The 25,923-nt window shown below is 37.4% G+C and carries 28 protein-coding genes and 1 other annotated feature; of the genes, 18 read left to right on the top strand and 10 right to left on the bottom strand.

The window, feature by feature from the left end:
• Positions 1-146: 146 nt before the first annotated feature.
• Both IGL80_RS10550 and adhE read left to right on the top strand, forming a co-directional pair.
• Positions 147-452 carry a post-transcriptional regulator gene (locus tag IGL80_RS10550; protein ID WP_002355774.1) on the top strand — a complete coding sequence of 102 codons (306 nt, stop codon included), beginning with the start codon at positions 147-149 and terminating at the stop codon, positions 450-452.
• 156 nt (positions 453-608) lie between these two features.
• Positions 609-3,206 carry a bifunctional acetaldehyde-CoA/alcohol dehydrogenase gene (gene adhE / locus IGL80_RS10545; protein WP_002388933.1) on the top strand — a complete coding sequence of 866 codons (2,598 nt, stop codon included), beginning with the start codon at positions 609-611 and terminating at the stop codon, positions 3,204-3,206.
• 44 nt (positions 3,207-3,250) lie between these two features.
• Here the strand turns inward: adhE and fni are convergent, their stop codons facing one another.
• From fni to IGL80_RS10515, 6 genes are all read right to left on the bottom strand, one after another.
• Entirely contained in the window at positions 3,251-4,294 is a 1,044-nt protein-coding gene (gene fni / locus IGL80_RS10540; RefSeq protein ID WP_002381302.1) for a type 2 isopentenyl-diphosphate Delta-isomerase, read from the bottom strand.
• Complete coding sequence (locus IGL80_RS10535) at positions 4,278-5,384, bottom strand: phosphomevalonate kinase (RefSeq protein ID WP_002355777.1); 1,107 nt, start codon at positions 5,382-5,384, stop codon at positions 4,278-4,280. The genes fni and IGL80_RS10535 overlap by 17 nt, the downstream gene beginning before the upstream one ends.
• A 2-nt stretch (positions 5,385-5,386) precedes the next feature.
• Positions 5,387-6,382: a diphosphomevalonate decarboxylase gene (mvaD, locus tag IGL80_RS10530; RefSeq protein ID WP_002358822.1), complete on the bottom strand. Its 996-nt coding sequence runs from the start codon at positions 6,380-6,382 to the stop codon at positions 5,387-5,389.
• Positions 6,382-7,326 (bottom strand): mevalonate kinase, encoded by a 945-nt coding sequence (gene mvk, locus IGL80_RS10525; protein ID WP_002355780.1) that lies wholly within the window; start codon positions 7,324-7,326, stop codon positions 6,382-6,384. The genes mvaD and mvk overlap by 1 nt, the downstream gene beginning before the upstream one ends.
• Positions 7,327-7,595: 269 nt before the next feature.
• On the bottom strand, positions 7,596-8,231 hold the full coding sequence (locus IGL80_RS10520; RefSeq protein ID WP_002358824.1) for a pentapeptide repeat-containing protein: 636 nt from the start codon (positions 8,229-8,231) through the stop codon (positions 7,596-7,598).
• A complete protein-coding gene (locus tag IGL80_RS10515; RefSeq protein ID WP_002355782.1) occupies positions 8,228-9,301 on the bottom strand; it encodes an FUSC family protein in 1,074 nt (357 codons plus the stop codon). The genes IGL80_RS10520 and IGL80_RS10515 overlap by 4 nt, the downstream gene beginning before the upstream one ends.
• Positions 9,302-9,544: 243 nt before the next feature.
• Between IGL80_RS10515 and opp1A the strand changes: the two genes are divergently transcribed.
• Positions 9,545-11,215: an oligopeptide ABC transporter substrate-binding protein Opp1A gene (gene opp1A / locus IGL80_RS10510; protein WP_002396455.1), complete on the top strand. Its 1,671-nt coding sequence runs from the start codon at positions 9,545-9,547 to the stop codon at positions 11,213-11,215.
• Between the two features lie 78 nt (positions 11,216-11,293).
• On the opposite strand, the gene IGL80_RS10505 is transcribed toward opp1A, so the two are convergent.
• Complete coding sequence (locus tag IGL80_RS10505; RefSeq protein WP_002355784.1) at positions 11,294-11,644, bottom strand: DUF3899 domain-containing protein; 351 nt, start codon at positions 11,642-11,644, stop codon at positions 11,294-11,296.
• Between the two features lie 90 nt (positions 11,645-11,734).
• Here IGL80_RS10505 and opp1B point away from each other — a divergent pair, with 90 nt between their 5' ends.
• The 8 genes from opp1B to rplT all read left to right on the top strand — a co-directional run bounded on the left by opp1B (position 11,735) and on the right by rplT (position 18,518).
• Complete coding sequence (opp1B, locus tag IGL80_RS10500) at positions 11,735-12,676, top strand: oligopeptide ABC transporter permease Opp1B (protein WP_002381304.1); 942 nt, start codon at positions 11,735-11,737, stop codon at positions 12,674-12,676.
• Complete coding sequence (opp1C, locus tag IGL80_RS10495) at positions 12,676-13,728, top strand: oligopeptide ABC transporter permease Opp1C (protein ID WP_002355787.1); 1,053 nt, start codon at positions 12,676-12,678, stop codon at positions 13,726-13,728. Before opp1B ends, opp1C begins: the two co-directional genes overlap by 1 nt.
• Positions 13,729-13,737: 9 nt before the next feature.
• Positions 13,738-14,796 carry an oligopeptide ABC transporter ATP-binding protein Opp1D gene (gene opp1D / locus IGL80_RS10490; RefSeq protein ID WP_002355794.1) on the top strand — a complete coding sequence of 353 codons (1,059 nt, stop codon included), beginning with the start codon at positions 13,738-13,740 and terminating at the stop codon, positions 14,794-14,796.
• Positions 14,796-15,752: an oligopeptide ABC transporter ATP-binding protein Opp1F gene (opp1F, locus tag IGL80_RS10485; protein ID WP_002355795.1), complete on the top strand. Its 957-nt coding sequence runs from the start codon at positions 14,796-14,798 to the stop codon at positions 15,750-15,752. The genes opp1D and opp1F overlap by 1 nt, the downstream gene beginning before the upstream one ends.
• 40 nt (positions 15,753-15,792) lie before the next feature.
• Entirely contained in the window at positions 15,793-16,863 is a 1,071-nt protein-coding gene (locus IGL80_RS10480) for an RNA-guided endonuclease TnpB family protein (protein WP_002355796.1), read from the top strand.
• A gap of 213 nt (positions 16,864-17,076) precedes the next feature.
• Positions 17,077-17,208, top strand: a sequence feature (ribosomal protein L20 leader region).
• A gap of 54 nt (positions 17,209-17,262) precedes the next feature.
• Positions 17,263-17,784 (top strand): translation initiation factor IF-3, encoded by a 522-nt coding sequence (gene infC / locus IGL80_RS10475; protein ID WP_002355797.1) that lies wholly within the window; start codon positions 17,263-17,265, stop codon positions 17,782-17,784.
• 113 nt (positions 17,785-17,897) lie between these two features.
• Positions 17,898-18,098, top strand: coding sequence for a 50S ribosomal protein L35 (gene rpmI, locus IGL80_RS10470; RefSeq protein WP_002355798.1), 201 nt, complete (start codon positions 17,898-17,900; stop codon positions 18,096-18,098).
• A gap of 60 nt (positions 18,099-18,158) precedes the next feature.
• Positions 18,159-18,518, top strand: a complete 360-nt coding sequence (gene rplT, locus IGL80_RS10465; protein ID WP_002355799.1) for a 50S ribosomal protein L20 — start codon at positions 18,159-18,161, stop codon at positions 18,516-18,518.
• Positions 18,519-18,563: 45 nt separating this feature from the next.
• On the opposite strand, the gene IGL80_RS10460 is transcribed toward rplT, so the two are convergent.
• Entirely contained in the window at positions 18,564-18,944 is a 381-nt protein-coding gene (locus IGL80_RS10460; RefSeq protein ID WP_002425711.1) for an MmcQ/YjbR family DNA-binding protein, read from the bottom strand.
• Positions 18,945-19,011: 67 nt separating this feature from the next.
• On the opposite strand from IGL80_RS10460, the gene IGL80_RS10455 reads away from it, so the two are divergent.
• The 3 genes from IGL80_RS10455 (at position 19,012) to IGL80_RS10445 (ending at position 20,466) form a co-directional block, all read left to right on the top strand.
• The gene (locus IGL80_RS10455) at positions 19,012-19,371 is read left to right on the top strand and encodes a DUF1304 domain-containing protein (protein WP_002358829.1); all 360 of its coding nucleotides are present in this window, start codon (positions 19,012-19,014) and stop codon (positions 19,369-19,371) included.
• 67 nt (positions 19,372-19,438) lie between these two features.
• A complete protein-coding gene (locus IGL80_RS10450; RefSeq protein ID WP_002368164.1) occupies positions 19,439-19,933 on the top strand; it encodes a GNAT family N-acetyltransferase in 495 nt (164 codons plus the stop codon).
• A gap of 17 nt (positions 19,934-19,950) precedes the next feature.
• Positions 19,951-20,466 (top strand): GrpB family protein, encoded by a 516-nt coding sequence (locus IGL80_RS10445; protein ID WP_002361365.1) that lies wholly within the window; start codon positions 19,951-19,953, stop codon positions 20,464-20,466.
• 15 nt (positions 20,467-20,481) lie between these two features.
• On the opposite strand, the gene IGL80_RS10440 is transcribed toward IGL80_RS10445, so the two are convergent.
• Positions 20,482-21,657: a SulP family inorganic anion transporter gene (locus IGL80_RS10440; protein ID WP_002358831.1), complete on the bottom strand. Its 1,176-nt coding sequence runs from the start codon at positions 21,655-21,657 to the stop codon at positions 20,482-20,484.
• Positions 21,658-21,750: 93 nt separating this feature from the next.
• On the bottom strand, positions 21,751-22,779 hold the full coding sequence (locus IGL80_RS10435; RefSeq protein ID WP_002358838.1) for a YeiH family protein: 1,029 nt from the start codon (positions 22,777-22,779) through the stop codon (positions 21,751-21,753).
• Positions 22,780-22,891: 112 nt separating this feature from the next.
• Here IGL80_RS10435 and IGL80_RS10430 point away from each other — a divergent pair, with 112 nt between their 5' ends.
• The 4 genes from IGL80_RS10430 (at position 22,892) to sapR (ending at position 25,920) form a co-directional block, all read left to right on the top strand.
• Positions 22,892-23,722, top strand: a complete 831-nt coding sequence (locus tag IGL80_RS10430) for a LysR family transcriptional regulator (protein WP_002358839.1) — start codon at positions 22,892-22,894, stop codon at positions 23,720-23,722.
• Between the two features lie 64 nt (positions 23,723-23,786).
• Entirely contained in the window at positions 23,787-24,659 is an 873-nt protein-coding gene (locus tag IGL80_RS10425) for a VOC family protein (protein ID WP_002358840.1), read from the top strand.
• A 273-nt stretch (positions 24,660-24,932) separates the two neighbouring features.
• Positions 24,933-25,157 (top strand): hypothetical protein, encoded by a 225-nt coding sequence (locus IGL80_RS10420; RefSeq protein ID WP_002368169.1) that lies wholly within the window; start codon positions 24,933-24,935, stop codon positions 25,155-25,157.
• An 88-nt stretch (positions 25,158-25,245) separates the two neighbouring features.
• Entirely contained in the window at positions 25,246-25,920 is a 675-nt protein-coding gene (gene sapR / locus IGL80_RS10415) for a two-component system response regulator SapR (protein WP_002358841.1), read from the top strand.
• Positions 25,921-25,923 lie beyond the last annotated feature (3 nt).

The following is a 25,923-nucleotide window of genomic DNA, read 5'->3' as shown; positions in this document are numbered from 1 at the left end:
TCGTGTCGTTTATCTTAAAATGTAGGACTAGGAAGGTAGGTCATTTGGACTTACGTCCTAAGTCCTTTTTAACTATTAAGTTTACAAAAAAGGTTCCTTTTTATAGTGTTGGAAGATAGTTAAAAAGTGAGCAATCTTTCGCTTGGTTGGAAGGAGAAGAGCCCATGACAAAGGAAAAATTAAGTTGGTTACAACAAAAAATGCTCAATAAAAGTATTAAAAAGAAGTGCCAAAATTTTCGTGAACTAGGTTATTCTTCCATCAACGAAGAAGATTTATTGACTTATTTACTCACCTATCGTTGGAAAAAACAAACCCATTTATCTGTCAAAGACTGTCGCAAAGACATTCAGAAGGTTAAGCCGAATGAATTTTTTGACTATCAACAATTATTGGCACAGACATCAAAAAATCCTTTAAGGGACTGGCATGATATTGAAGACTTATTCTAGAAAAAAGAATAGGTCTTTTTTTTGAGATAAAAAAAATTATAAATAGTTGTGAAAAAAATCACAAAAACTATTTACAAGATTCGTTTTATGTTGTATGATGTGAATGTGAAATAGTTAACAAAGTTTTTTTAAAATGAAACTCTTAGGAGGATGAACATGGTTAAAACAGTAAAAAAAGAAAAGACAGAAACAGTTGATGTTTCATCAATGATTGATGAATTAGCAACAAAAGCGAATGTCGCTTTAAAAGCAATGGAAGATTTTACACAAGAACAAGTAGATCACATTGTCCATCAAATGGCGATGGCGGCGTTAGACCAACATATGCCTTTAGCAAAAATGGCTGTCGAAGAAACTGGCCGTGGAATCTATGAAGATAAAGCAATCAAAAATATGTATGCATCTGAATACATTTGGAATAATATTAAACATGATAAAACAGTGGGTGTAATTAACAAAGACGAACAAACCGGTTTAATGGAAATTGCTGAGCCAGTTGGCGTGGTATGTGGGGTCACACCAACAACAAACCCAACGTCAACAACTATTTTTAAATCACTAATTGCCTTAAAAACAAGAAATCCAATTGTTTTTGCTTTCCATCCTAGCGCACAAAAATGTTCGGCAGAAGCGGCACGTATTGTACGGGATGCGGCGATTGCAGCAGGTGCACCAGAAAATTGTATTCAATGGATTGAACAACCATCGATTGATGCAACATCTGCTTTGATGAATCATCCAGGGATTGCCATTGTTTTAGCAACTGGTGGCGCAGGCATGGTAAAATCTGCGTACTCAACAGGTAAACCAGCACTAGGCGTTGGTCCTGGGAACGTACCAGCTTATATTGAAAAAACGGCTAAAGTAAAACGTGCGGTTAATGATTTAATTGTTTCAAAATCATTTGATAATGGAATGATTTGTGCTTCTGAGCAAGCGGTCATTGTGGATAAAGAAATTTATGCTTCTGTCAAAGCTGAGTTTGAAGCACACAATGTTTACTTCGTGAAACCGAATGAATTACAAAAACTAGAAGATGCAGTGATGAATGAAGGCAAATACGCAGTAAATCCAGCGATTGTCGGTAACTCTGCAGAAAAAATTGCTGAATTAGCAGGAATTAGCGTACCAAAAGGCACAAAAATTTTAGTCGCTGAATTAGAAGGTGCAGGTCCAGAATATCCATTATCAAGAGAAAAATTATCGCCAGTTTTAGCAATGATGAAATCAAACAATGCAGAGCATGCTTTTGAACTATGTGAAGCGATGTTAAACTTAGGTGGTTTAGGACATACAGCAGTAATTCATACAGAAGATGAAGAGTTACAAGTTGCTTTTGGTTTACGTATGAAAGCTTGTCGTATTTTAGTGAATACTCCATCAGCAGAAGGCGGTATCGGTAACATTTATAACGAAATGATTCCATCTTTAACACTTGGTTGTGGTTCATACGGGAAAAACTCTGTTTCTAAAAACGTATCAGCCATTAACTTAATTAATATTAAAACGGTAGCGAAACGGAGAAATAATATGCAATGGTTTAAATTACCTCCAAAAATTTTCTTTGAAAAAAATTCTTTACAATATCTACAAAAAATGGAAAATGTTGAACGTGTCATGTTAGTTTGTGACCCAGGTATGGTTCAATTTGGCTATGCAGATATCGTACGTAAAGAGCTACAAAAACGTAAAAATGATGTGAAAATCGAAGTATTTTCTGATGTTGAACCAAACCCATCAACAAATACTGTTTATGCAGGTACCAAAATGATGGTTGATTTCCAACCAGATACAGTGATTGCCTTGGGTGGCGGTTCTGCAATGGATGCGGCGAAAGGCATGTGGATGTTCTATGAACACCCAGATACAGAGTTCTTTGGTGCAAAACAAAAATTCTTAGATATCCGCAAACGGACATATAAAATTGCCAAACCAGAAAAAACACAATTTGTTTGTATCCCAACTACTTCAGGAACTGGTTCAGAAGTTACACCATTTGCCGTTATTACTGATAGTGAAACACACGTGAAATATCCGTTAGCAGACTATGCGTTAACACCAGATGTAGCGATTGTTGATCCACAGTTCGTAATGTCTGTGCCAGCTTCAGTCACTGCAGATACAGGTATGGATGTTTTAACACATGCTATTGAATCTTATGTTTCCGTGATGGCTTCAGATTACACACGTGGTTTAAGTTTACAAGCAATCAAGTTAGTTTTCGATCATTTAGAAAATTCAGTGAAACGTCCAGATATGGAATCTCGCGAAAAAATGCATAATGCATCAACCATGGCAGGGATGGCATTTGCCAATGCATTCTTAGGTATTTGTCACTCTATTGCTCATAAAATTGGTGGGGAATATGGCATTCCACATGGTCGTACAAATGCGATTTTATTACCACATATTATTCGTTACAATGCGAAAGATCCATCAAAACACGCAATGTTCCCTAAATATGATTACTTCCGCGCCGATACTGATTATGCAGACATTGCAAAATTCTTAGGCTTAAAAGGAAATACTACCGCAGAATTAGTAGAAGCTTTAGCAACAGCAGTAGCAGACTTAGGTAAATCAGTCGGAATTGACATGAACTTGAAAGCCCAAGGTGTCTCACAAGAAACATTAGACACAACGGTTGATCGTATGGCAGAACTTGCATATGAAGACCAATGTACAACTGCAAATCCGAAAGAACCATTAATTAGTGAACTAAAACAAATTATCTTAGATGCTTATGTAGGATAAAAGAACTCAAATAAAGAGACCAGAACATTAATGTTCTGGTCTCTTTAACGTTTTGCGAAAACAGTGCTGTCGATACCACGGTTATGACACCAATTAACCAAAACTGGATCGAGGATAAGTGCGGTACTCGTCAATTCTTCTGTCGTCTTTTTTCCTAAAAGAGTATAAAGCATTTTCACTTCTTCTTGCCATTGCTGTACAAGGGCTAGGGTATTTTCTAAACCATTTTTACTCATAAGGGAAGCTAAGATAGTCCCAGCAACTCCCATGCTTTTGGCACCTAAAGCGAGTCCTTTGACAATATCAAGAGAGTTACGCACACCGCCAGAGCCGAGAATAGTTAGTTTCTTTTGCCAATTTTGTGATTCCAGAAGAGAGATGACCGTTGATTGCCCCCAATCATCTAAGAAAGAAAGTTCTCGTTTCTTCCGCCGGGCATTTTCAATTTGTGTAAAACTCGTTCCGCCTTGGCCGCTCACATCCGCTGCTTGAACGCCGATAGAGGTAAGTTTTTCTAAGGTTTCTTGGCTCATGCCAAAGCCAACCTCTTTGACAATGACAGGCACTTCTACGGCCTGTACGATAGCTTCAATCTTGGTTAGCCAATTAGTGAAATCACGATCTCCTTCAGGCATGACCAATTCTTGGGGCACATTTACATGGATTTGTAAGGCATTCGCTTGAAATAAATCAAGCGCTCGCTTTGCTTCTTCCACACCCAAGCCTGCACCAATATTGGCAAAAATGAGTCCATCTGGGTTTTCTTTTCGCATAATTTGATACGTATCCGCTAAACTAGCATCTTTTAACGCTGCCGAAACAGATCCTGTCGCAACTAAGAGGCCAGTTTCTTTGGCAATAATGCCTAATTGCTGATTAATTTCTTTTGCACGCTGACTACCACCTGTCATTGCATTGACATAAAAAGGTTGGGGAAGCTGAAAAGAAAGAAACGAAGTGGAAATATCCACTTCGTTAACAGCGGATTCAGCAAACGATTGGTGAACAAAACGCACACGATCAAAGTCATTACTTTTTTCTTTGTGGAACGCTTTAGCTAATGATAGATGTTCATCTTTTCGATTCATGCTTCTCCTTACACTCCTTTTGACCATAGGTATAGACGTGAAGTGGCAGTGGAGTAATTCCGTCTTTTTCCCAAGCAGTCATTAATGGTAAAATCCCAGATTTTTGGCGGAAAATTACAATCCCACAATCGCCCCCGCCAGCGCCAGAAGATTTCGCAGCTCCTGTATAAGATTCAGCCAAATCACAAAGATTTTTCAAGGCTTCTGTTTCGATTACCACACCAGTCAGTGAAGATAATTCGGCGAGCAATTGGCGATTTTTAGTAATTTGTTTTTGAATAACAGAAATTTTTCCTGTGTTAAAGCCATTAATCATTGTTTCGACACAAAGCCGACTTTTCATTAAGAACTGCTCATAAGCCGCTTGTTTTTCTTCTTTTGATTGATGGACTCGATCAACTAAGTCTGAAGTGGACGCAGGGCTACCTGTCCAACCAATTAGTAAACGTAGTTGTTTCGGTACTTTTAACGGAAAAATCATTAATTCAGGCCAGTCCATTGCTAACAAATCAGTTAATGTTTCAGTGGCTACTTTTTGATTGACCCAATCATGATCGAAGGTTGAAAAGGCAATCCAGCCCCCGTAACAGCTTGCGGCGATATCTCCGCAAGAACCATTTCCTTGAACGGCTAAGTGAGCTAATGCTGATAATTTGAAAATTTCCTCATTTTCCAAACCTAAATCATAAAAAATATTCAAGGCTTTGACAGTTCCAACGGTTACCGCACCGCTTGAACCAAGACCATATTTTCGTCCATTTGAACTATCTAATTCACTCGTCACTTTTAAATGATAAAATGACAATTCTTTGTTTTGCTCTTGCGCATATTTTTCAGTTAGATGAATCGCCGCTAAAACATAATGAAAAGGATTTTCGCGAATATCTAATACAAGCTCACCATTTCGGCGTGTCCAACGAATAGGTAAAGAGCTGTATTGTGCAGATTGAATACTGCCTTCATCTGTTGTTTCTTCGACAGTTACAGTTACGAATTGATCCACAGCAACGATAATGGCAGGGTGGCCAGGTTCAACAACGGCATATTCTCCTGCAATAAATAACTTTCCTGGCGTAGTAACTTCAATCATGCTTATTTATCCATTCCTTTCGTTTCAAACAATTCAATTCCGGGACCAGCAAAAGCTGGGACTAACTGCTCTTTTGAAAAATGTTCACTTAAAAATGTTTTTAATGCTTCTAAGTTTTTCTTTTCGACTAAAACCTTGACATTCGGACCTGCATCCATTGTAAAGTAACAAGGAATTCCTTTGGCCCGTGCTTGGCGAACTAAAGCCATCGCTTGTAAACTGCCTGGGGACCAGTAAGTAAATGGAGGGACAGCGCCTAAGGTTGTTCCATGCATCCTTAACCCATTGGCTTCAATGATTTCTCCTAAACGAGGGAAGTCTTTTGTTTTAATTGCTTCATGAACTTGTGATAAATCTTTTTCCACATTGTCCAACCAACCTTGATAAAAGCTAGAAGTTTCTACTGTTCGTTTCATTCCATCACGGCTGGAAACATCTTTTTCGCCATCATTAATTAAGATAAAGAGCATGGCCAATTCGTTTTCCCAATTATTAGCTGGAATATTTTCAGCAAACGACGTTTCATCAGAGTGGCCTTTGTTCCATTGAGCAAAACCACCAAAAATGCTGCGACAAGCAGAACCTGAACCACGTCGCGCTAAACGTGATAAGTCTTTTGCTGAAAGATTTAATCCTAAGGCTACGTTACAGGCCCCTGCTAAAGCAGCTAGACCACTCGCTGAAGAAGCCAAACCAGCTGCAGTAGGCACAAAATTTTGACTTTCCACTTTTGCAAACCAAGTACAATCGGCTTGTTGACGAACAAGGTTCAAAAATTCTTTGACTTTTTTTGTTTGTTTTTCGTTTTGCAAGGTACCATCTAAAATAAATACATCTTCTGAATAATGGGCATCAAATGTCACAGTTGTTTCTGTGTAAAAGGCATCTAATGTTAATGATAAACTACTATTCATTGGTAAAATGTATTCTTCATTGGCTTTTCCCCAATATTTAATCAGAGCAATATTTGTATGCGCTCGTGCTTTTCCTGAAAGCATTACTTTTTCACCTCTAATGATTGAATCCATGTAGCAACAGCTCCATTTTCTTCTAAAGTCTGTGCAATGGTTTGTGCGGTCTTTTTATTATCTGTTAAGGCAATCATACAGCCACCGCGACCGCCGCCGGTTAATTTTGCTCCTAGAGCGCCATGTTCTAGAGAGAGAGCCACTAGTCGATCCAGCATATCGTTGCTGACGGTTAATTGCTGGAGTTGCTCTTGCGCTAACGTCATTAGCTGACCTAATTTTTGTTTATCATCTTGTAAAATTGCCTGCTTCGCTTCTTTAGTAAAAGAACCTAATTGTTTCATTGTTTCAGCGATTGCTGTGGGATTATTTTGAGCTAGCTGCGCAATGTCTTTCACTGCTTCACGTGTTTGACCTTTAATTCCCGTATCAGCTACTACTAAGTAGGCATTAGATAAATTCATCGAGAAATGTGTGGGCGGAAATCCTCTAGTAAAAAATAAGGGATCAGCGCCGCTTGTTGCTGCGGCATCGATACCACTAGGATTGCCATGAGCAATTTTCTCACTTAAGGAAACAAGCTCAAACAATTCTTGATATGTATAAGCGTAATCAAAATAATCAAAAAGGCTTCGAACGATGGCCACAGCGGTTGCTGCGCTTGAGCCCATTCCTCGTTCAGCGGGAATCGTACTTGTTAAGGTCAAAGTGCCTTTAAATGTATCTTCCTTTAAAAAATGTAAGGTTTGCTGAACAACTTCCTTGATATTTGCTAGCTCTTGGGGCACGTCTTCAAGCAATCCTGTAAAATATGCACAATCAATCTGCATAGTTTTTGCTGGGGTAAAGACGGCTGTGATTTCTGTCGCTTGAAAAGGAAAGGCGATTGCTGGTTCGCCGTAAACAACGGCGTGTTCCCCCATTAAAATAATTTTTCCCGTCGCTTGACCGAGGCCTTGTTTTTTTATATTCATTCACTGACATTCCTTTTGAGTAGAATCGAGTATAGGACAAAAGACGTTCTTGGATTAGAAGAACGTTTGTCATAATCTCTTCATGATTTATAGGAAATGATTCCAAAAGTTTCTCTTGTTCCAAAAAAAGAGATTGCTTAACCTAAGATAGTTTACCTAAAAATAAGGCACAAGTAAAATGGTTCCGTTGGTTTTTCCAAAAAATTAATAACAATTTAATAAGAAAGAACCGACAGAACCAGTTATTCGGCTATTTTTTTAAAATTTTTTTAGGTAATCACCAAACCAAGGGCACTTGCCAAATAAATGGCTTGTTCAGGGGTGACTTTAAGACCTGATAAATAGTTTGGTGAGAAAGTCAAGCGTTCAAAGGTGTTTTGGGAAAAATCCAATCCTTTTAAAGAAGTATTTAACCAATTACTTTCGGTTAAATCGCAAGCTTCTAGAAGGAGTTTCTTCCAGGTGACCTCGAAAAATTCACTTTCGACTAAACGTGTCTGATTAAAGTGAACAAGATTAAAATTTGCAAAACGAAAAGAAGCATAATCGGCTTTGCAATCTTCAAATAGACAATCTTTTAAATAGCTATCTGCAAAATTCGTTCCTGTCAAATTGCAACGAAGGAAAGTCACTCGATGAAAACTGCCAGACAGCCATTCGACGTTAGAAAAATCGCAAGCTTCAAAACGCACATTACTACAATCAAAAGAAGCAAACTGGCCATTTGCTAATGAAAGATGATCGAAAACAGCATCCCGAAATACTAAGTTACGAATTTCTTGATTCGGTAAATCAATCTGCTGATACAAATGATTTTCTAAGATTGCCTCATCTTCTAATTGACAGTTCGTTAATAGAGGAAGTTGTTCTGGTAGATTTGGTGGCAAGGGATAAGTTATTTTCATAAAACGCCTCTTTCTTCTTGTTGATTTTCAAAGGTTTCATCAATTGAGTAGGCCCGATTATAGAAACGTAGCGCAGTTGTGAAAACATAAGCGCCGGCAAAACCAAGTAAACTACCTAACACAATCCCGACTAATCGATAGTTTAAAAGATTACTAATGACTTGCTGTCGTGCAAGATTTGATAATAATAAGGACATCGGGGTAATAAAAAAGCTGGCAATCGCATAGTTTCTGTTAATGAATCCTTCAAAAGCTGCATATAGAATACTAATGATACCGATTGTTTGTAAAGGTGTAAAGGGAATCATTAATAAAATTGCAGAAAGCAACAAACCAAGACTCGTACCTAGAATCCGTTGCACATTTCGCTGCATCACAGAATGTAAATTTTCCCCTTGTAAAATGGCTGCGCAAGTAAATGTCATCCAATAGGCGTTGACTAAATGAAGCGATTGACTTAAATAAGCCGCTAAAAATAAAATGGCCGCATAATGCAAAGCATCTAATAAAGAAGCGGGATCGATATAAAGTCGTTCTTGAAGAGACATCCGTTTTTGAAAAACGTAGGGGCGCTTGTCGATGAAATGAAGCACAATGCCCATGATAATGCCGGTCACTACTCCTAAAAGAACAAAACTGGCCATGATGGGAATCTTATGTAAAGGAAAATTGTTGCTTGTTCCCATTGCGGTTGACATGATAACTAACAAAGCACCAGGCTTCTCAATGCCATACAATCTAAAAAGTAAGCGTGCAAGAAAAGCGACGATGGCAATTGTAATGGGAATCAACCAAGGTACATGGTGACTTAGCATTCCTAAGCTGTTGCCCAGAACAATAAAAAAGCCAACAATATTCAGTCTGCGCAATAATTGGGGCAAAGGAAGCGGCTGATAATAAATAAACGTATAAATGCCCATCGAGCCAAAGGTCCCAATGAGTAAATTATTGGAAAAATAACCAATTAATAATGGAATTGCCATACAAATTGCGACACCAACTAACCGAAATAATTCGTCATTTGCTTTATCAATAGCAAACAAATCCTTTAAAAACGTAGAATTTTTCATATTTTGTCACTCCTTTACTTCCTAATTTACCATAATGTTTAGAAAACTGACAAAAGAATTGCAATAAAAGACAGGAAGAAAAAGAGTGGTTTCTGATAGGAAGAGAAGAAAAATTAAAAAAAGTTAACATTTTGACTTGCAATTTTAATATGAAAAATGTAAGATATATTCCATAGCAATAAATAATTATTAAATTCTGATTTTTCAGAAAATACAGATTGTATTATTTTAGGAGGCAACACTATGAAATTGAAAAAGTCATTAACATTCGGTGTGATTACATTATTTAGCGTAACAACTTTAGCGGCTTGTGGAGGCGGCGGAACGTCAGATAGCTCAAGCGCGTCTGGTGGCGGTAAGGCAAGTGGCGAACAAGTTTTACGTGTCACAGAACAACAAGAAATGCCAACAGCTGATTTATCACTAGCAACAGACAGAATTAGTTTTATTGCATTAAATAATGTATATGAAGGAATTTATCGTTTAGACAAAGATAACAAAGTCCAACCTGCAGGTGCAGCGGAAAAAGCAGAAGTTTCTGAAGATGGACTAACATACAAAATTAAATTAAATAAAGATGCAAAATGGTCAGACGGTAAACCAGTGACTGCGAATGACTATGTTTACGGATGGCAACGAACAGTTGATCCAGCGACAGCTTCTGAATATGCTTATCTGTATGCCTCTGTAAAAAATGGTGATGCCATTGCTAAAGGGGAAAAAGATAAATCAGAATTAGGAATTAAAGCAGTCAGTGATACAGAATTAGAAATCACCTTAGAAAAAGCAACACCATACTTTGATTACTTATTAGCTTTCCCATCATTCTTCCCACAACGTCAAGATATTGTGGAAAAATATGGTAAAAATTATGCATCAAACAGCGAAAGTGCTGTCTACAATGGTCCATTCGTCTTAGACGGCTTTGATGGTCCTGGTACAGATATTGAATGGGCGTTCAAGAAAAATGATCAATATTGGGATAAAGACACAGTACAACTAGACTCTGTTAACGTAAACGTTGTAAAAGAATCACCAACCGCGTTGAACTTGTTCCAAGATGGTCAAACAGATGATATCGTTCTTTCTGGTGAATTAGCCCAACAAATGGCCAATGACCCAGCTTTTGTTAGTCAAAAAGAAGCATCAACACAATATATGGAACTAAATCAACGTGATGAAAAATCACCATTTAGAAATGCAAACTTACGTAAAGCAATTTCTTACTCAATCGACCGTAAAGCGTTAGTTGAATCAATCTTAGGGGATGGTTCTATCGAGCCGAACGGTTTAGTACCAGCAGATATGGCAAAAGACCCAAGTGGCGGCAAAGACTTTGCTAAAGAAGCAGGTAGTCAAATTGAATATGATACGAAAAAAGCTAAAGAATACTGGGAAAAAGCGAAAAAAGAATTGGGGATTTCAACCTTAACAATGGATATTCTTTCTTCAGATGCAGATTCTTCTAAGAAAACAGTTGAATTTGTTCAAGGGTCAATTCAAGATGCTTTAGATGGTGTGAAGGTAACGGTTAGTCCGGTTCCATTCTCCGTTCGTTTAGATCGTTCAAACAAAGGCGACTTTGATGCAGTAATCGGTGGTTGGAGTGCTGACTATGCTGATCCAAGTAGTTTCTTAGACTTATTTGCTTCAGATAACTCATATAACCGTGGACGTTATAACAATCCAGAGTTTGACAAGTTCGTGAAAGCTGCAAGTAGTGCAGATGCGACAGATCCTGAAAAACGTTGGGATGATATGTTAAATGCAGAGAAAACGATTATGGGAGACATGGGTGTGGTACCATTATTCCAAAAATCAGAAGCGCATTTACGTGCTGAAAAAGTCAAAGATGTCGCAGTTCATCCTGCTGGCGCAACGTATGACTACAAATGGGCATACATTTCAGAATAACCTGACAAAAGATCGATAGCAAACAAAAAAGGACCTTTGCCATGGAATAAAAGGCAACGGTCCTCTTGCTATCTTGTCTTAGACCAAGTAAAATAGTAGAAAGCCTAAAGACAGAATCAGTAAGATGCCCCCAGTTTTTAGCCAGAAAGAGCGATGTGCATCGCCAATGACTGAAAGCGGGATAAACTCTTTCGGTTCATTTTTCTTTTTAAAACGAAACGCGTTTTTCATTGAGCGCTGAAAGTTATCGAAAAAGCCAGAGGACATAATCCATAAAGCAATGCCGATAATTAAAAAGAAAAGCGAAACGATAAAGAAGGTATCTGATAATGAGGAGGTAGTGATAGGTTCTTTACTTATTAATAAGTAAAGAAAAATGCCGATACTGGAAATAACGGCTGTAATAATTGGCCATTTAAAAGTTTTCATGTGTTCACCCTATCTATTATTGTGGTCTATCTAGTCATTACTTTAACGAAAATAACTGAGGAAGTCAAAAAAATCTCGGAGGTGTCATTATTGAATAGTTTTGGAAAATATTTTCTTAAACGGATCTTTTTCATGATTATCACTTTGTGGTTAATCGCAACGATTACGTTTTTCTTAATGCAATTATTACCAGGTACGCCTTATACCAACCAAGAAAAACTTAGTCCAGAAACAATCGCTATGTTGAATAAACAATCTGGCTTAGATAAACCAGTGATTGTTCAATACGGAATTTACTTAAAGAACCTGGTAACAGGAGACTTTGGTATTTCATTCCAATTTAAAAACCAACCTGTTGCTAAGTTATTAGCTGGTCGAATTGGGCCGTCCCTTCAACTGGGAGGACAAGCGATTATCTTTGGTACGTTAGTCGGTATTTTATTGGGGATTATCGCAGCGATGCGTCAAAATACTTGGGTAGATACGTTGGCAACATTGTTAGCCATTTTAGGTCGTTCTATTCCAAACTTTGTTTTCGCGGTATTATTACAATACATTTTTGCAATGAAATTAAGAATCTTACCAATTGCTATGTGGAATGGTTTTGCCTACACAATTTTACCAACTATTGCCTTGGCAATGAGTCCAATGGCCGATTCGGCTAGGTTTATTCGAACCGAGATGGTAGAGGTCTTGCATAGTGATTATGTCGAATTAGCCAAAGCAAAAGGCTTGAGTCGCTGGCAAGTTGCATTCCGCCACGGGTTAAGAAACAGTTTAATTCCATTGATTACCTTATTAGGACCTTTAGCCGTTGGTTTAATGACAGGCTCTTTAGTAGTAGAAAATATTTTTGCCATCCCTGGAATTGGGGAACAGTTTGTAAAATCAATTATGACAAACGACTATCCAACAATTATGGCAGTAACTATTTTGTATTCAACAATGTTAGTTGTTGTAATTCTGATTGTTGACTTACTTTATGGTTTAATTGATCCAAGAATTCGCGTATCAGGAGGTGCAAAAGGCTAATGGAAACAGTCAATAAAAATAATCTACCACAAGCGATTAAAGATATTCCGGCAGATGAGTTTCAGCCTCTAAACACTTCAACTCTAAAAGAAAGAGAGCGTATTGCCACACCGTCTTTAAGTTTCTTACAAGACTCATGGCGTCGTTTGAAAAAGAATAAAGCTGCAGTTATCTCAATGAGTTTCTTAGCAGTTATTATCTTTATCTCTATTATTACCATTTGGGTTTCACCACATAACCCAACGAAACAAAATGTTTCTTACATTAACTTACCACCACGAATTCCTGGCTTGGAAAGCGTGAATGGTTTAAATGGTAAAACAACAGTTGCTGGTCAATTAGTTGATAAATATGCACAAGCAAACGTTCCAGATAACGTAAACTTTTATCTAGGAACAGATGGTTTAGGTCGTGATGTCCTAAGTCGTTTATTTATGGGAACACGTATTTCCTTATTAATTGCGTTTATCGCGGCAATTCTAGATATTACGATTGGGGTAACGTATGGACTGATTTCTGGGTTAGTCGGCGGTCGTGTCGATACAGTAATGCAACGTATTTTAGAAGTTCTTTCTGGTATTCCTAACTTAGTTGTTATGATCTTGATGCTAACAGTCTTTGATCCAGGGATTGTTTCGATTGTTTTAGCCATGGTTATTACAAACTGGATATCAATGGCCAGGATTGTGCGAGCCCAGACCATGAAACTAAAAGACCAAGAGTTTGTCATGGCAGCAGAAACATTGGGCGAATCTCGTTGGAAAATTGCTATTAAACATATTTTACCGAATATCTCAAGTGTCATTATTGTCCAAATGATGTTCAGTATCCCATCGGCAATTTTCTTTGAAGCGTTCCTAAGTTTTATTGGGTTAGGCTTACGTCCACCAACCGCATCTTTAGGAACCTTGTTAAACGAAGGATACAAAACTTTCCGTTTCCTTCCATATTTAATGTGGATTCCAGCGGCAACACTTTCAGTTATCATGATTTGTTTCAACTTGTTAGCTGATGGTTTACGTGACGCATTTGATCCTAAGATGAAAGAGTAAGAGTGGTGAATGACTATGGAAAAAGTATTAGAAGTTAAAGACTTAAGAATCTCCTTTGATACATTTGCAGGTAAAGTCAACGCCATTCGTGGTGTGAGTTTTGATCTTTATAAAGGTGAAACGTTAGCCATCGTAGGTGAATCAGGGAGTGGTAAATCTGTTACAACCCGCAGTATTATGCGTTTGTTGAGCAGTAATGCCAATATTGATAACGGGGAAATTTTGTTTAAAGGGCAAGATATTGTTCATAAAACAGAAAAACAAATGCAAGCCATTCGTGGTAAAGAAATCGCAATGATTTTCCAAGATCCGATGACTTCATTAGACCCAACGATGCCAATTGGCAAACAAGTGGCGGAATCATTAATCAAACATAATAAAGTCTCAAAAAAAGAAGGCTTAGCGCAAGCATTAGAATTACTAAAATTAGTCGGCATTCCTAATGCTGAAAAACGTTTGAAAAACTATCCGCACCAATTTTCTGGTGGGCAACGTCAACGGATTGTCATTGCAATTGCTTTAATTTGTTATCCCGAAGTTCTAATTGCAGATGAACCAACTACAGCGTTGGATGTAACCATCCAAGCACAAATTTTAGAGTTATTAAAAGACTTACAAGAAAAAATTAGCACTTCGATTATTTTCATTACCCATGATTTAGGGGTAGTAGCGAACGTGGCTGACCGTGTCGCTGTCATGTACGGTGGACGTCTGGTTGAAGTGGGAACAGCAGAAGAAATTTTCTATAATCCACAACATCCATATACTTGGGGACTTTTAGGGTCAATGCCAACGATGGAAGGAACAGAAGACAAACTTTATGCGATTCCAGGTTCACCTCCAGATTTATTAGATCCACCAACTGGAGATGCCTTCTATCCACGGAATGAGTTTGCTTTAAAAATTGATACAGAAAAAGAACCACCTTATTTTGAAGTATCACCAACCCACAAAGCAGCAACATGGTTATTAGCACCACAAGCACCAAAAGTTACGCCTCCAGCAGAGATTGTTCGTCGTTGGGCAATTTATGCAGAGCGTCAAAAAAATCCAGGAGGTAGTAATTAATGGCAGAAGAGAAAAAAGTCTTATTAGAAGTCACTGGTTTGAAACAGTATTTCAATGTTGGTCGTAAAGACGAAGTAAAAGCCATTGATGACATTAGTTTTCATATTTATGAAGGCGAAACCTTTGGATTAGTTGGCGAATCAGGAAGTGGAAAATCAACAACTGGTCGCAGTGTCATTCGTTTATATGATCCAACTGCTGGTGAAATTCTTTTCGATGGAAAAGACATTAGCAAAATTAAATCAAAAGCGGACATGCAAGCATTCCGCCGCGATGTTCAAATGATCTTCCAAGATCCATATGCTTCATTGAATCCAAGAATGAAAGTCAATGATATTATTGCTGAAGGAATCGATGTCAATGGATTAGCTAAAACACCAAAAGAGCGGGAAGAAAAAGTCAATGAACTTTTAAAAACGGTGGGCTTAAATCCAAGTCACAGTACGCGTTATCCTCATGAGTTTTCTGGTGGGCAACGTCAACGGATCGGGATTGCTCGTGCTTTAGCGGTTAATCCACGTTTCATTATCTGTGATGAGCCAATTTCGGCTTTGGATGTGTCGATTCAAGCTCAAGTAGTAAACTTATTACAAGATTTACAAAAAGAACAAGGCTTAACTTACTTGTTTATCGCACATGACTTATCGATGGTAAAACATATCAGTGACCGAATTGGCGTAATGCACAGTGGGAAATTATTGGAAATGGGCACAAGTGATGATGTCTATAATTTCGGCGTTCATCCTTATACAGAAAGTTTACTTTCTGCGATTCCATTACCAGATCCAGACTATGAACGCACACGTAAACGGATCGTTTACCAGCCTGCAGCGGCAGATGGAAAAGATCGTGAGCTCCGTGAAATTCTCAATGGACACTATGTTTATTGTGCTGAAGACGAAGTTGCAATGTACCGTGAAAAAATTGAAGAGAAGAAAAGAAAAGCTGGTTTATAACCAGCTTCTTTTCTAACTATCTTGGTAGGGTGGTTATGAGATGAAGGCTCTGAAAGCTTATAAATACAGACTTTATCCAACCTCAAAACAAGAAGAGTTTATTCAAAAAACATTTTCTTGTGTTCGCTTGGTGTATAATTTAATGTTACAAGACCGGATTGATATCTACAAAGAGATGCGAAAAAATCCTCAACAAACGTTTAAAATGCCAACGCCAGCTAAATATAAGAAACAATACCCTGTCCTCAGAGAAGTTGATAGTTTAGCCTTGGCAAATGCACAAGTTTATTTGGATCGAGCCTTTAAAAATTTTTATCGGGAAAAAGGGATGGGCTTTCCAAAAAAGAAAAAGAAAGAAACGGTGCATTCCTACACTACGAACAATCAACATGGCACGGTCAAAATTTTGGATAATCGTTATTTGAAGGTACCTAAATTGAAATCTTTAATTAAAATGAAGGTACACCGCCAACCGCTGGGGGAGATAAAATCTGTAACTATTTCTATGAGTGCGAGTCACAATTATTATGTTTCCATTTTATGTGAAGCGCCGATTGAAACGAAAACAAAGCAACAAAAAATGGTGGGAATTTGTAGCAGTAGGGAAAAATTTGCGCTGCTTTCGAATGGTGAAAGCTTCGAAAAAAGCTATTGTTCAAAGCATTTAAAGCAAAAACTACGTCAAGAAGAACGAAAATTAAACAAGCGTAAAATGATTGCTTTAGAAAAAGGTGTCGATCTTTCGCAAGCAAAAAATTATCAAAAACAAAAAATAAAAGTCGCAAAAATTCGCGAAAAAATAGCCAACCAACGAACGGATATTTTAAACAAAATTACAACGGAATTGGTTTCAAGTTACGATGTTATTTGTATTGAAAAAGCCCATCACAGTAATGAACGGCCGCCAAAACATGATCGTTCTGAACTGGCTTGGTCTTTATTTTTAGCTAAACTGTTGTATAAAGCACAATGGTATGGCAAAGAACTCATTTGTATTGAGTCAGAGGAGATAGAAACAGAGTTGTCTTTTTCTGAAAGTACAGAAAATTCAGAGTATCTTAGAAGCCAAAAAATCTTAGAACGTGGCTTGTCTAAACGAGAAACCTTATAAATAGAAGAACTGTAGGGACTACAGGGATCGCCTAGGGGATAGAAAATGTACACCATGTGTTGAACCATTTGTTTCTAGGAAGTCACATTGGGACAGTCCACTAATTATTAATGATCAAAATACGAGTTCAAACGAATCTAGTGCTAGATTCGTTTTTTTTTGAGGAAATATATTGACAACTAGGATAAACTAAGGTAAACTAGTGAAGTTGAGAAATGAAAGCAGAAGCACCCGCTTCTCGCCTTAGTTGAGTATATCGCTGGGCTAGATAAAGTATTCCTTATTTTTTTAAGTAAGGCAGACTGTTGGCGGGTTCTGGATAGGAACCTGTTTTTTTATTGCATTTAGCAAACAAAGCAGACTTCCGTTAGGATTTTCTCTTAAAAATTTTGGAGGTGAATGACCATAGCAAAGGATATGATGGTTAACGACGGCATTCGTGCACGCGAGTTACGTTTGATCGGACAAGATGGTGAACAATTAGGTGTAAAAACCAAAGCAGAAGCATTACAAATCGCTGAATCTGCAAACTTGGATTTAGTACTTGTAGCGCCAGGAGCGAAACCACCAGTTGCGCGAATTATGGATTATGGAAAATTCCGTTTCGAACAACAAAAGAAAGAGCGTGAAGCTCGCAAGAAACAAAAAGTGATCAACGTCAAAGAAGTTCGTTTAAGTCCAACAATTGACGTAAATGACTTCAATACAAAACTTCGTAATGCGCGTAAGTTCTTAGAAAAAGGAGACAAAGTGAAAGCTTCTATCCGTTTCAAAGGCCGTGCCATTACCCATAAAGAGATTGGTCAGAAAGTTCTTGATCGCTTAGCTGAAGAAACTGCGGACATCGCCACAGTGGAACAAAAAGCGAAAATGGACGGACGCAGCATGTTTCTAACGCTGGCACCGAAAAACGACAAGTAAACGAAGAGACCGAGCATTCGGACTTTTGGTAATTTCTACAAGAAGGATATTCGACAGTTGTGACTGTTAGAGTCTTTCACTTGAAGCAAAGATTTTGAGGAGGAAAATTAGTCATGCCAAAACAAAAAACACACCGCGGATTAGCAAAACGTGTAAAACGTACTGGTGGAGGCGGCTTAAAACGTGGCCGTGCCTTTACATCTCACCGTTTCCACGGTAAAACTAAAAAACAACGCCGTCAATTGCGTAAAGCAAGCATGGTTGCAAAAGGCGATTACAAACGTATCCGCCAACAATTAGCAAGAATGAAATAAAACAACTCGGTGACTTTTAGATTACCGTCAAGAGAAACAAGATATTAGGAGGAATTCAACATGGCACGTGTTAAAGGTGGAACAGTAACCCGTAAACGTCGTAAAAAAGTCCTTAAGTTAGCGAAAGGCTACTACGGATCAAAACATACTTTATTTAAATCAGCAAAAGAACAAGTAATGAACTCTTATTACTATGCATTCAGAGACCGTCGTCAAAAGAAACGTGACTTCCGTAAATTATGGATTGCACGTATCAACGCGGCAGCTCGCATGAATGGCTTAAGCTATTCTAAATTAATGCACGGTTTGAAATTGGCAGAGATTGATATCAACCGCAAAATGTTAGCTGACTTAGCCGTTAACGATGCAGCAGCATTTACAGCGTTAGCTGAACAAGCAAAAGACGCTTTAAGCAAATAAGCTTAAATAATCTTTCACACCCTACTCCTTGAGTAGGGTGTTTTTTTAATAACTCCGTTGGTAACTTTCATCTATAAATGAAAAAACTTGTGAGAGCGGAATTTCTTCAGAAAGACTTAACCAATGCTCTTTATTCATATGATAGGCAGGAAAATAGCCAGGTTGGTTCTTTAATAAGGCAATCAATTCAGGCGCAAGTTTAACGGTTAAAATAGTGAGCTGCTTATTCTCGGTAGCGCCGAGCAGTTGTGCATCCAGTGGCATAATTAAAGCAAACCATTTTGCATTTCTAGGATGACGAAAGACGAGATAGTCTGGGTGTTTTTTAAAAGGAAAATCGGGCGTTATATGATAACGTTCTTGGATATAGGCGCTAATAGTTTCTTGAAAAGTCATAGGTTTCTTCCTTTCGTTAAGGCTAGGCATATCTATTTACATCATAGCAAAAATTACATAAAATTACTTCGTTCAAAGGAATGGGAGGAGGGAGCAGATGACATTAATTTCAACAATTTTAGTAACCTTGGTGGCTGTAGAATTTTTCTACATTATGTATTTAGAAACGATTGTACCAACATCTGAGACAACAAGCCGTGTTTTTAAAATGGATAAGCAAGAGTTACAAAGAAAATCAGTCACTACATTGTTTAAAAATCAAGGAATCTATAATGGACTAATCGGTGCAGGACTTATTTATAGTGTCTATTTTGCGCAAGCAACGATGGAGATGACAAAATTTTTATTGATTTATATTATTTTAGTGGCGGCGTACGGTAGCTTAACTAGTGATAAAAAAATCATTTTAACACAAGGCGGTTTAGCTATCGTGGCTTTGATTAGTTTACTTGTTTAGCCATCAGAGTTAATAGAGAGAGACAGTCAAATCGACAGAAAAAACACGGTTGATTTGACTATTTTTTATGGAATTGAGAGAGACAAAATGTGGTATACTTTGTTTATTAGATAGGGAGGAATTAAAAATGCTGAACCAAAAAGAAGTAAAAAAAACCGATTATCCTCAATTAATTTCTCTATGGCGTTCTTCAGTAGAAGCTACCCATTTGTTTTTGAGTCAGGCAGATATTGATAAAATCGAAGTAGTTTTACCTGATTATTTTCAACAAGTTCAATTAAGTATGTGGTTAAATGAAGAACAGAAATGTGTGGGCTTTAGTGGAACAAATCAACAAACGTTGGAAATGTTATTTATTGACCCAGTCTATTTTCGTAAAGGCTATGGTGGAGAAATTATCAAAAAGTTAATAGAGCAAGAATCAATTGTCTTTGTTGATGCCAATAAACAAAATGAAGGGGCTGTGAAGTTCTATCAATCTCAAGGGTTTCAAGTAATTGGTGAATCAAAGGAAGATCCTCAAGGAAATCCGTTTCCTATTTTACATATGAAACGGATATAGAAAAGAGGGAAGAAATCATGCGGGTAATCGTTACTGAATACCAACCAGCCTGGGTGGAACAGTTTGAAGAAGAAGCCCAAGCGTTGAAACAGATTCTAAAGGAAAATTGTCTTAAAGTTGAACATATCGGTAGCACATCTGTGCCTAATTTAGCAGCCAAACCAATTATTGATTTTTTGGTCATTGTTGAAGAAATTGAAAAAGTAGACCTGCTACAAGGGGAATTTGAAAGAATCGGTTATGAATATATGGGGGAATTTGGGCTATCAGGACGTCGTTATTTACGAAAAGGCCCGATAAAAAGAACACATCATGTGCATATTTATCAGTTTGACAATACGCAAGAAATTTTGCGCCATCTTGCTTTTCGAAATTATTTACGAGAAAATCCGGCAATTGCTACAACCTATGGTACATTAAAAAAGCAATTGGCCCAAGCACACCCCGATAGCATTGATAAATATATGGATGGCAAAGATGCGTTCATTAAGAAAATAGAAAAAGAAGCGTTGAAGAAATATTGGGAAAAATAAAAAAAGTTGCTAAAGCTAGCAACTTTTTTTTGGTTCTTTTTTGAAAAAATGATAAAGAAGACCACTTAAAAGAACACCTAGAATAATTCCAATCGCTAAATTATGCGTATAGACGATCACACCCACTGTCACGAGTAAAATAACAATTTCAGTAATTTCAAAAGTTCGGAAAAGCTGCAAACTTTCCCAATCAAAGGTGTCGACTGCCACTGTCATCATGATCCCAATCAATGCAGCTGTAGGAATGGCTACCATCACGGATTTAAAAACAAAAATGAATAGAAGGAGGGTAATACCTGAAATCAAAGTAGAAAGCCGTTTTCGTCCTCCAGATTTAACATTAATGACCGCTTGCCCGATCATCGCACAGCCAGCTTGGCCACCAAAAAAGCCGGTAATTATATTAGCGAGTCCTTGCGCCTTAACTTCTCGTTGGCTATCACTTTGGCTCGCTGTCATTTTGTCCACAATGGGGATCGTCAATAAAGATTCAATTAACCCGACCATTGCTAAGGCAACAGAGCTAGGTAAAATAATCCACAACGTTTCTAAGTTGACGGGTACATTAGGCCAACGGATCGCTGGATGAAACTGACTCATTTCACCAAGATCACCTACCGTTTGCAAATGACCTTTTAAAAAATAGGACAGGATAGTCATGAATAAAATAACAATTAAAGCAGGAGGCACAATTGTAATAAACTTAGGTAATAGATAAATAAGTAAGATACTACAGATAATCATGCCGTAGGACCACAGTGTTTGATGAGGCAATTGTTGTACTTGCGCCATGAAAATTAAAATGGCTAACGCATTGACGAATCCGTACATCACTGTCTTGGGAATAAAGCGCATTAATTTATGGATACCTAAATAACCTAAAATAAATTGTAGAAAGCCTGTTAAAATAGTCGCAGCAAGCATGTATGACAAACCATGTGCTTGAATTAAGCCTGCAAGGACTAAGGCCATTGAGCCAGCAGACGCCGAAACCATTGCCGGACGGCCGCCCGTAAAAGTAATCACAAGTAAAGTAACAGCTGAAGCAAACACTGCAGAAAGCGGGTGAACACCAGCAATAATCGCAAACCCGATTACTTCTGGTAAAATGGCGACAGAAGAAACGAGACCGGCAAAGAGATCATTTCGTTCATTGCCTAACCATTCGCTTTTTTTAATACTAAATAACATCGAAAAACTCCTTTAAGTTAATAAAACCTTATTCATAATAGCATGAATAAGCTGAAATAAAAAAGTTTGACGTGTTAACGTCAAACTTTTTTATTAGAACTGTAACAGTGCCAACAACAAAATGGCTAGGACGAATTGAACAGTTCCTACTGATAAACCATAGATTAAGAAACGTTTGCCTTCTTGGAAAAACTTTTTAAAATCGAGTCGTAACCCGATTGCTGCCAAGGCAGTAATTTCAAACCAAGAACTAAAGAAATGAGCAGTCTCACTGATTACGACGGGGAAATGAATCAAACTATTAAAGACACAGGCAATGAAAAAGCCAACTACATACCAAGGTAGGGCGCTGCTTTTTTTGGTGACTTTTACCAACTCAGCTTCTGATTCTGCCGTCTTACTTTGCTTGAAACGTCCAAATAAATAGACAACTGCTACGAGTAGGACAATCCGCATAATTTTAAAGAGCATCGCAAGTTGAACTGCGTTCTCATTGACCATATTGGCACTGGCGACAACCTGACCAACTGATTGTAAAGTCCCTCCGATTAGTGCGCTACGAGCCAACAAATTGGTACCATAGAGAATCCCACTTAAAATGGGTAAGGTCAACATTAAAACGGTTCCTAATAAGTTTACTAAAGTAATGATTTGGCCTTTTTCTTCCTCATCTGCTTGAATTGCTGGAGCAATCGAAGCAATAGCAGAAGACCCACAAACGGCATTACCACCAGCCATCAATAAAGACATATTATCAGAAAAAGCCAGTTTTTTACCGATCAAATAGGCAAAAATAATGGTCAGCGACATTTGAATGAGAATAAATGCGACACCTTGTAAGCCAATTTGGGCAATCGTTTGAAAGGTCACGGTGGTTCCCAATAAAACAACAGAAAATTCTAGTAATTTACTTTCGGCTACTTTGGTTCCGCGATTTAAATTGGCACCGCGAACAAAGATATTTCCCAAAAAGATTCCTAGTAAAATAGCTATCGTTGCGGCGCCTAAGCTAGGTAACCAGATGGCAAGAAACTTGCTAAGGCAGGCGACAAGGAAAGCTGTTAGCAAGCCGGGAAGAATTTGGAATAAAGATTGGATATAATCATTTTCTGAATTTTTCATTGAAAAAATCTCTCTTTCTTGTTCATTACTTCCAGTATAACGAAATTTTTTACATTTGAGAAATAAATAGTTAAAATAATATTTATAATAAAAAGTTATCGAAAGGATACCTATGTTTAAATTATTAAAGACTTTTCAAATTGTGTATGAGCAAATGAACTTTTCCAAAGCAGCTACCTGCCTATATATCTCACAACCAGCCGTTTCTAATCAAATCAAACAATTAGAAGAAGAATTAGGCTGTTCATTGTTTTTAAGAAATGGTCGACAAGATGTAGTCCCTACTAGGCAAGCAGAAGTCTTGTATAATCGTTTGCTAAATTTAGCTGATGATTGGCAAGAAACATTAACAGCTCTTCATCAGGCGAGATTACCTAAAGAAACTTGCCGAATTGCTGCGTCTAATACTTTTGCAGTTTATTATTTGCCGCAACTGATGCAGCATTTACAGACACAGTATGCAACGATCAATTTTGTTTTAGAAATGAACAATTCAGAAGAAGTAGTGGAAAAAGTTGAAAAACATCAAGTTGATTTTGGCTTTATCGAAAAACCATTAATTACGAAAGGCGCCTCTCGTGAAGAAATTATTCAGGATCAATTGGTTTTAGCTGGGGACCCTGCCAATCAGAATTGGTTGGTACGTGAAAAGGATTCTGGGGTCTTTCATTATACCCAACAGTATTTAGAAGAAAGTAATCAAAGCCCAACACTCATGACGGTTAAAAATAATGAAATGATTGTTAAAATGTTGGAATTGGGCATGGGGCAATCGTTGCTTTCAAGAAAGGCGATTACTGAAAAAATTCCTTTCCAAACGTTAGGTGAAAAGTATTGGCGTTCCTTTTATTTTTTGACACGGGGACATTTAAAATCCTCCTTGCTTCAAGAAGTAAAACAAGCAATTTATCGATTCTATCAGACGGAAATGAATAAATACTAAAACGTTCTCTTTGTTTATTTATCAATCTTTGACTACACTAAAGAAAACGAAGGAGGGAACCACAATGCCTAAATTTTCACCATGTTTATGGTTTAACACACAAGCGGAAGAAGCTACTAACTTCTATACAACAATCTTTGAAAAAGGTGCGATTCTAAGTAAAACGAACTACGTTAATGAGGAGCATCAACCTCAAGGAACATCATTAATGACCATTGAATTTACCTTGGCGAACCAAACAATCATTGGTTTAAATGGCGGACCAGAATTTTCCTTTACGCCAGCTAGTTCATTTTTTGTTGAATGTACAACATTACCACAAACAGAAACGTTGTGGAAAAATTTAACAGCAGATGGACAGATATTGATGCCTTTTGGGGAATATCCTTTTAGTCCTTTATATGGTTGGGTAGTGGACAAATTTGGTGTCTCTTGGCAAGTGTCTTTTTCAGGAAAAGAACAAACAATTGTACCAACCTTTATGTTTGCTAATGAAAAATATGGCGAAGCAGCCAAAGCTCTATCAGAATGGTTGGCGATTTTCGGTCCAGGCGAAATAATTGAAAAAGTTGAATATGAAGATGGGAACATTGCGCAAGCACTTTTCACATTACAGGAGCAACCGTTTCGAGTAATGGATGCACGAGATAAACATGATTTTGATTTTACCATGGCCTTCTCCATTTATATTGATTGTGAAAATCAGGAGGAAATAGATCGGCTATGGCAACAAGTGACTGCTAAAGGGAAAGAATGGCCGTGTGGCTGGATGGAAGATCAATTTGGAGTCAGTTGGCAAACAGGCAATCCTGAACTGAAACGTTATTTATCTGACTCAAATCCAGCTAGAGCAAATGAAGTGACCAAAAAATTGTACCAAATGAAAAAAATAGATTTAAACCAGTTAAAAGAAGTGTATGACAAATATAATCATTAGAAAAACTGAGGTTGTCTGATCCACTACACTTCGTTACGTTGGTATCAATTCCAATACATGGAACATACTAGAGTTGAAGGACTTGTCTTTTAAGGATCAAGACCTTCAACTCTTAAAAAAGGCTCGATTCTTGCGAGTTTCAAAGAAGCCACTTCTATTCTGTTGTTTATCTTAAGGGTTAGGACTCTGCCGATTTTTTTATAAGATTATGCTATAATTAAGAGTAGCAATTATTGAAGGAAAAATGAAAAGTCCAAAATAGGAAGTGGTAAAATGATTGAGTTAATTGTGTTGTTAACAGTTTTTACTTATGGAACAAACTTTGTTTTATATCTTATTTTGAAAAATAAAAAGTCCATGCCAATTGTCGAAAAAGCTTCTATTATATTAGGAATTAATATGTCTGTGTTATTATTAGATGGTATTTTTGCTTTCGTTGGTAAATTCATCATGTTATCAGAATGGGAATTATTAGCGCCTATTTTTGAAATAGTGTAAAAATCATCATAAAGTCCTATATCCAAAAAGAATGAAGTTTGTTAGGATAAGAAAGATGAAAATTTAGAAATAAAAGAGGTGGGATTGCATGGCTAAAATCATGATTGTCGAAGATGAAACAACCATTCGAGAATTAATTAGCGAGGAATTACAAAAATGGCAATTTGAAACGATTGGAACAACCGATTTTAATGATGTATTGGATGATTTTCAAGAGGAGAATCCTCAATTAGTCTTGATGGATATTAATTTACCTGTTTACGATGGGTACTATTGGTGTCAAAAAATTCGTGAAGTTTCTAAAGTACCAATTATTTTTATTTCGAGTCGTAGTACCAATATGGATATGATTATGGCGATGAACATGGGCGCGGATGATTTTGTCACAAAACCGTTCCAGATAGATGTTTTAATTGCTAAAATCAATGCTTTGTTGCGCCGCTCTTATAACTATTCCGATACGGATAGTGAAGTGCTTTCACATAATGGCATTACTTTAAATGTGGACAATGGACGAATGGAAATCAGAGGTGAAATGATCGATTTAAGTAAAAATGAATACCGATTACTGTATCTTTTAATGAAAAAGCACGGAAAAATTTTAACACGTGAAAAACTATTGCGCGCTTTATGGGACGATGAACGTTTTGTGGATGACAATACGCTGACGGTAAATATCAATCGTTTACGAAAAAAAATTGAGCAAGCAGGGATTGCTGGCTATATTGAAACCAAAGTGGGCGTCGGTTATATGGTGCCCTAGATA

Source organism: Enterococcus sp. DIV2467a (genome assembly GCF_050532945.1).
GTDB lineage: Bacteria > Bacillota > Bacilli > Lactobacillales > Enterococcaceae > Enterococcus > Enterococcus faecalis.
This window is presented reverse-complemented; position numbering and strand designations above follow the sequence as displayed.